Source organism: Syntrophorhabdaceae bacterium (assembly GCA_028713955.1).
GTDB lineage: Bacteria > Desulfobacterota > Syntrophorhabdia > Syntrophorhabdales > Syntrophorhabdaceae > UBA5609.
Genome location: JAQTNJ010000172.1, coordinates 1 through 6,826 on the forward strand (window position 1 = coordinate 1; position 6,826 = coordinate 6,826).

At 48.0% G+C, this 6,826-nt stretch carries 8 protein-coding genes; 4 read left to right on the forward strand and 4 right to left on the reverse strand.

The window, feature by feature from the left end; genetic code table 11:
* From PHU49_12645 to PHU49_12660, 4 genes are all read right to left on the reverse strand, one after another.
* On the reverse strand, positions 1-1,503 hold a 1,503-nt coding region (locus tag PHU49_12645), incomplete at its 3' end, for a transglycosylase SLT domain-containing protein (GenBank protein ID MDD5244855.1).
* A 207-nt stretch (positions 1,504-1,710) separates the two neighbouring features.
* A complete protein-coding gene (gene fmt / locus PHU49_12650; GenBank protein MDD5244856.1) occupies positions 1,711-2,634 on the reverse strand; it encodes a methionyl-tRNA formyltransferase in 924 nt (307 codons plus the stop codon).
* Positions 2,631-3,131 (reverse strand): peptide deformylase, encoded by a 501-nt coding sequence (def, locus tag PHU49_12655; GenBank protein MDD5244857.1) that lies wholly within the window; start codon positions 3,129-3,131, stop codon positions 2,631-2,633. The genes fmt and def overlap by 4 nt, the downstream gene beginning before the upstream one ends.
* A gap of 461 nt (positions 3,132-3,592) precedes the next feature.
* Positions 3,593-3,949, reverse strand: coding sequence for a hypothetical protein (locus tag PHU49_12660; GenBank protein ID MDD5244858.1), 357 nt, complete (start codon positions 3,947-3,949; stop codon positions 3,593-3,595).
* On the opposite strand from PHU49_12660, the gene PHU49_12665 reads away from it, so the two are divergent.
* From PHU49_12665 to PHU49_12680, 4 genes are all read left to right on the forward strand, one after another.
* Positions 3,929-4,264 (forward strand): twin-arginine translocase TatA/TatE family subunit, encoded by a 336-nt coding sequence (locus PHU49_12665; protein ID MDD5244859.1) that lies wholly within the window; start codon positions 3,929-3,931, stop codon positions 4,262-4,264. The genes PHU49_12660 and PHU49_12665 overlap by 21 nt on opposite strands.
* A gap of 9 nt (positions 4,265-4,273) precedes the next feature.
* Entirely contained in the window at positions 4,274-4,789 is a 516-nt protein-coding gene (gene folK / locus PHU49_12670; GenBank protein ID MDD5244860.1) for a 2-amino-4-hydroxy-6-hydroxymethyldihydropteridine diphosphokinase, read from the forward strand.
* A gap of 282 nt (positions 4,790-5,071) precedes the next feature.
* Positions 5,072-5,962, forward strand: coding sequence for a 3-hydroxy-5-phosphonooxypentane-2,4-dione thiolase (gene lsrF, locus PHU49_12675; protein ID MDD5244861.1), 891 nt, complete (start codon positions 5,072-5,074; stop codon positions 5,960-5,962).
* A 7-nt stretch (positions 5,963-5,969) separates the two neighbouring features.
* Positions 5,970-6,826: alcohol dehydrogenase catalytic domain-containing protein (locus tag PHU49_12680; GenBank protein MDD5244862.1), on the forward strand; the 857-nt coding region annotated here is incomplete at its 3' end.

Consider the following 6,826-nt stretch of genomic DNA (forward strand, 5'->3'; position numbering starts at 1 on the left):
TGAGTAACTGGCAAGCTTCAGTTTCATATTAGGGTAGACCTTATCATTCTTCAGGTTGTTCATTGATTTGAGGCTCGCGACTTCGATGCCGTATTTATCGGAGATGGACCCGAGGGTCTCACCCTTTTTGACTACGTGGTAAACCTTTTGTTTTGTCTGCTGTGCCGTCTCGGTTTGTTTTGCATGTGTTTCAGATTGTGACGCAACAGTTGTTTTAACAGTCTTTTTCGCAATCGCTCTCTTTTCCTTTGTCGGGCCTATGTACCTCGGGATCTGTATTCTCGCCCCGGGTTTTACTTTCAGCTCATCGTCAAAACTGTTAACTAAGTATATATCCTCGCTCCTTACGCCATATCTCCGGGCAATCTTCGCGATGGTGTCCTTCCTTTTAACCTTGTATGTGACAAGGCTTTTAATCTTCTTCTGGCCGTTCATCGCTGTCTCAAGGTTGTCGGCAAACTCTTCCTCATCCAAAGATGCAGGTAATTTGACCGTGTAGAGTTGAAGGCTCGGAGGTGTTATACCGCGGATAATCTCAGGGTTATATGATTTAACGCTGGCTACATCCAGCGATGCGGCCTTTGCGACAGCAGAAAGCGGTGTTCCTCCAGGTACTTTAAACTCTGTAAACTGCACCGGCTGGTCGTAGGTCATGCTACCAAAACCAAATTTCTCAGGGTCTTTCGCAATGATCGCCGCTGCTATAAGTCTCGGTATGTATTCACGGGTCTCCTTTGGGAGGGTATTGTATTTCACGAGTTCCCAGAAGTCGTTCGTATTATGCTTTTCTATCGCTTTTTCAATCCGTCTTTCACCCGCATTATAGCCTGCAGCAGCAAGATACCAGCAACCGAACTGGTTAAAAAGGTCCCGCAGATACTTCGCAGCAGCGACCGTTGATTTCTCCGGGTCTCTTCTTTCGTCAATCCAGTAATTTACTTTCAGGCCATACCGTTCGCCGGTGGCATAGATAAATTGCCAGGGTCCTGATGCCTTTGCCGTTGAATATGCCTTTGGATTGAAACCGCTTTCGATCATTGCAAGATAAACAAGGTCCTCCGGCATCCCGTTCTTCCTCAGGATCTCCTTGATAACGGGCACATACTGTTTGGCTCTCTTGAGCCAGTTTCCGAAGACCTTTCTCTTTTCCCCGGTAAACCACCGTATGTTGTATTTCACAGCATCATTAAATACGATAGGGATGTCAAAATCATGAGCATAATCATATCCCAGGAGTGCGGCGATATCATCGTCTTCGCTCATCACCCCATTATCTTTTCTGTATAGATAATCCTCCCTGATAGTGTCTGCATCCTTTTTTGCAACAGACGCGGTTTTCCTGGAGGCTCCGGTTTCCGCATTCCTGGCTGGTTCCGGAGGATTTGTGTTGTAAAAGGCTGCGCTGTCACCCGCATATTGACTGTTGCCCGTTGACACGCGCGTATTTGTCGCACAACCGGCAAGGACGAACATAACCAGGACTATCAAAACGTATCTTTTCATATACCTCACTTTATAAAAAGCAAGATTCATACCACTGTTTCTTTGATGATAAAAAGTATTCAGCATTATGTCAACAAAAAACTGTCTAAATTTATTTTGTCTATTTGATCTGTCTAAAATCGTATATCGTATTTTGTATATCGTATATCGCAGAAACCTCAGGGGTTTTTTGCAGTTCACTATATACGATATACTATATACGAAATACTATCTTAGTACCTTCCCGACCAGCCCCCTGTACCCTTGCGCAAAATCATAGGCCCTCATGCGCTTCTTGTTCTCCAGTTGTACTTCCCGGACCTTCAGGAGCCCTTTCGGGGTTTTAACAAAAAAACCTTCCTTTGTTATTTCCGCGACAACACCCCGTCCGGTTCCTTCCCGCGTTATCTCTTCGGCCTCTGCGTCAAAGATCTTCATCATCCGGCCATCGAGAAACGTATACGCTGTAGGCCAGAGGACAAAGGCCCTGACCTGCCGTTCGATCTCTATGGCGCTTTTTGACCAATCGATCCTGCCCATCTCCTTGGTAATAATAGGCGTGTAGGTTGCGTCTTCGTGCCTCTGATCGGTCCCCTCCATCATTCCCTGCATGCCGATACGGTCAACGATCTCCGGGAGGATCTCTGCCACCCTCGCAGAAAGTCTGTCCGAGAGATCGATCATGTTCTCGCCTTTTTTTATTGACACGCGTTCCTGGTACATGATCCTGCCTTCATCCATCTTCTCGTTCATGATGATGAGCGTGATACCGGTCTCTTCATCACCGTTCAGGATAGCCCACTGCATCGGAGAGGGCCCCCGGTATAGCGGAAGGAGTGACGGATGGACATTGACGGGTCCTATTGCCGGCAGATCAAGGACCCACCGTGGGACGATCAACCCGAAGGACGCAACAACAAAGAGTTCGGGGTTGTAGTCTTTTATCTTCTGGGCCTCTTCATCCCTGAAGGAGTTTATCTCTATGAGGGGCAAACCCAGTTCCAGGGCAGTCTTCTTCACCTCATTATCATCAAGGAGGTATCCCCTGCCCTTGGGCTTGGATCTTTTTGTGACAATGCAGGTAACGTGTTCGCGAATTGATTTCAGAGGAGGTACGGAAAAGGCCGAGGACCCGAAAAAGACGATCTTCATTTCCTGCCCTTATGGTACTTCTTCTTAAAGAGATTCTTTTTTACAGGGCTCAGGTGGTCGATGAAGAGCACCCCGTTCAAGTGGTCGATCTCATGCTGGATCGCCCGTGCAAGCTGGCCCTCGCATTCTAGCTCGATTGTCTCACCTTTCAGGTTGATGCCGCGTGCGAGGACCTTCTTTGCCCTTTTTATGTATTCATAAAATTTCGGCACGCTCAGGCACCCTTCTTCGGCGGTCTCCTCAGAATCGGTCTCGACAATGACAGGGTTGATAAGGACGATATGCCTGTTCTCCAATTTATTGAGACGCTCTTCGATGGTGATAAGCCTGATCGGGATCCCGACCTGATTTGCGGCAAGGCCGGCCCCGTTCGAGAGCCTCATCGTCTCGATCATGTCCTCGGAAAGCTTCAGGATCTCGTCGGTAACATTTTTAACAGGTTTGGCGAGTTTTCTGAGTATGGGGTCAGGGAATGTCCTTATTTCGATAAGTGCCATCTATTATTTTTAAAATATATTGAAGGTATAGTCAATCTTTACTAGGGCTCATGACTACAAAGACGGCTTATAGCCGATAGCAAATTCTAAATACGAATATCTAAATCCTAAACAAATCTAAATGTCCCAATATCAAAATAGTTGAGCAAAATAATAGTGTCATTGCGAGCCCGCAGGGCGTGGCGTTTTGTCATTGCGAACAAAGCGCGGCGCAGTGTCATTGCGAGCGAAGCGCGGCGTTTTGTCATTGCGAGCCCGCAGGGCGTGGCAATCTCATACGATAGGATCGCCACGTCGCTTCGCTCCTCGCGATGACAATAAAGGATGGCGCTCCTCGCGATGACAACACATTTAGAACATTTGATATTTGAATTTCGATATTGTTTAGAGATTGGTGCTTAGAATTTCGTGCTTACTGCCTACCGTGTCTTTGCTATGAGCTATGAGACACGGGCTGCTTTTTATTCAGCGCTCCTGTACCAGGGAAAATGAATAACCATCTTTTCTTCAATATCCTCGATGATCAATAGGGCCATCTCGTACTGGTCTCTTGTCCTTTCCCATCCGTCAGGACCGTATTCTTCTCCGACTGCAACCATGAAAAAATTCATGATCCTGGCGGGGCGCCACGTCATCATGGCTTTTATTGTCTCATCAACATCATGCTCTACCATAACGTGCCCGTTGTCAATTGCCCAGCGGGCAAGCTGAACGCAGTGTAAAGAATCATTACCGAGCTCTTCACCCGACTTCTGGAGCATCCGCTTTGCCTTCTGGTTCACCGGCATCTTGTTTAAATGTTCCATACCTTTTTTCATATCTACGCTCTCTTTACCGCCTATCTTTTACACCGGCAGACAATTGCAATCAAGGATATTCTTCCTGTCTTGCATTCGAAAAACGTTGACTCAATAAACAGGGAAGTGGTATCGTTAACTATGTTTGGTCTTGGGTTGCCGGAACTTATTGTTATCCTTGTCATTATCATCATGATCTTCGGGGTAGGCAAACTCCCCGAGATCGGCAGCGCAATTGGAAAAGGCATCAAAAGTTTCAAAAAGGCATCCCAGGAACCCGACGATAAAAAGAACCCTCCGCCCAAAGAAAATTCAGATAAAGAAAAACCGGTCTGACAGAACACCGTGAAAAACAGGGTCTTTATAGGCATCGGGTCCAATATCGGTGACAGGATCACAAACTGCATCGACAGCATCAAAGCGATTACACGCGACAAAAGGGCGCATATAAAGTCCGTGTCCTCGCTGTATCTCACCTCGCCTGTTTCAGAGATATCACAGGAATATTTTGTGAACTGTGCAATATCGATCGATTGGGACGACACCGCTTTCGAGCTGCTGCACCTCCTCAACGGCATAGAAACTGAAATGGGGAGAGAACGCGGTATAAAGGATGGTCCCAGGATCATCGACCTTGATATCCTCCTTTTCGGTGACGCCGTCATCGATGAAGCGTCCCTCACTGTGCCGCATCCGGAACTGCACAGGAGAAAATTCGCCATCGTGCCGTGTATTGAGATAGAGGGGGATATTATCCTTCCTTCATACAACAGACCGCTGAAGGAATTCCTCCCGCATATCGATGACAGTCAGAAAATTGTATTGTTAAAAGACAGAAAAGAGTTTCCGGATTTCAATTGACAAAGGACTGATGCAGGGCTAAATTTAACCAGCAGGAAATCACAGCGGGGAGAAAAATACTCGTAAACAGGATAGAGTAGAGAAAAACTTTTAAATTTTAATAACCAATGACCAATAACCAAGCTCCAATTAATACCCAATCACCAATATCCAATAACCAAAAAGGGAATATACTGCGATCTAATTTTGGGTATTCGGTCATTGGGTATTGATTATTAATTGATGATTGATGTTTGGTTATTGGTTATTATGTGCATAATCATAAATAAGGAGTAAAGAACCATGCCTGAAGTCGACGAATCAGAAAAAGAAAAGCAGTTTTACGTGGACATCCCCGCCAAGAGCAAAGCATTCTTTCTGAAAGGCTGCAACTCTTTGGACTGGGGAATGAAAAACCGCCTGTCAAGGATATTCAATCCCAGATCAGGCAAGACGGTTATGCTGGCCATTGACCACGGGTACTTTCAAGGTCCGACCACCGGGCTCGAACGTGTGGACGTGACCATCCTGCCGCTTATGCAATACGCAGATACCCTGATGCTCACACGGGGCATCCTCAGGACGATCATCCCGCCTATGTATGACAAGGGTATAGTCCTCAGGGCAAGCGGGGGGCCAAGCATTCTCAATGAGCTCTCGAACGAACAGATTGCCATAGACATAGACGAAGCTATACGCCTGAACGTGTCGGCCATGGCCGTCCAGGTCTTTATCGGCGGTCAGTTCGAAACACAATCAGTGCACAACATGACCCGCCTTGTGGACCTGGGTAACCGTTACGTTATTCCCGTTCTCGGTGTAACAGCGGTAGGAAAGGAAATGGCCAGGGACGCCAAATATATGAGGCTCGCTTCGCGGATCATCGCGGAGCTCGGCGTCACCTATGTAAAGACCTATTACGTGCCCAAAGACTTTGACACGGTCGTGGCCTCCTGCCCTGTACCGATTGTCATTGCAGGCGGAAAGAAGATGCCGGAGCTTGACGCGCTCACCATGGCGTACAATGCCATCCAGGACGGCGCGGCAGGGGTCGATATGGGGCGCAATATCTTCCAATCGGAATCACCTGTCGCCATGATCAAGGCGATACGAAGGGTTGTCCACGAAGGCGATAAACCGAAGGAAGCCTATGATTTCTTCTTAGCTGAAAAGAACAAAAGAATAAAAGGATAACATAACCATGCGCGTGGGGATGTATTATAACAACAGCAAGGTCGAGGTGGAAGAGCTGCCGGTCCCCATGGTTGGTCCAGGAGATATCCTTGTCAAGGTGATTGCGAGCGGCATATGCGGCAGCGATGTCCTCGAATGGTACCGCATCAAAAAGGCACCTCTTGTTCTCGGTCACGAGGTAAGCGGTGAGATCGTCGAGGTCGGAGAAGAGGTTACAAAATTCAAACGAGGCGACAGGGTCTTTACGACGCACCATGTCCCCTGCGACGAATGCCACTTTTGTCTTACCGGCCACCATACTGCGTGCCAGGTCTTCCAGACAAAGAATAATTTCGATCCCGGAGGGTTTTCAGAATACTTAAAGGTATCCGGGAAGAGTATCGATACAGGGACGTTCCTCCTCCCTGATGAAATGTCCTACGAGGAAGGGTCATTCATCGAACCGCTGGGAACGGTAGTAAGGGGTTTGAGAGCTATCGACCTGAAACCCGGCAATACGCTCCTGGTGCTTGGATGCGGGATAGCCGGCCTGCTCATGATCAAGCTGGCACGGGCCCTGGGCGCCGGGAGGATCATAGCAACGGACATCGACGATTACAGGTTGGAAGCGGCACAAAGGTTCGGCGCAGAAAAGGCCATCCAGGCCGGCGGGAACATACCGGATACGATCAAAGGAATGAATCACGGCCGCTTAGCCGACAGGGTGATAGTATGCGCGGGGGCGTTGTCCGCCGCGAAACAGGCATTGCAGTCAGTTGACCGGGGAGGAACGATCTTGTTTTTCGCAGTGCCGAACCCCGGAGAGACCCTTGATGTCGATCTGAATCCTTTCTGGAGGAACGATGTAGGCTTTAAAACCTGTTA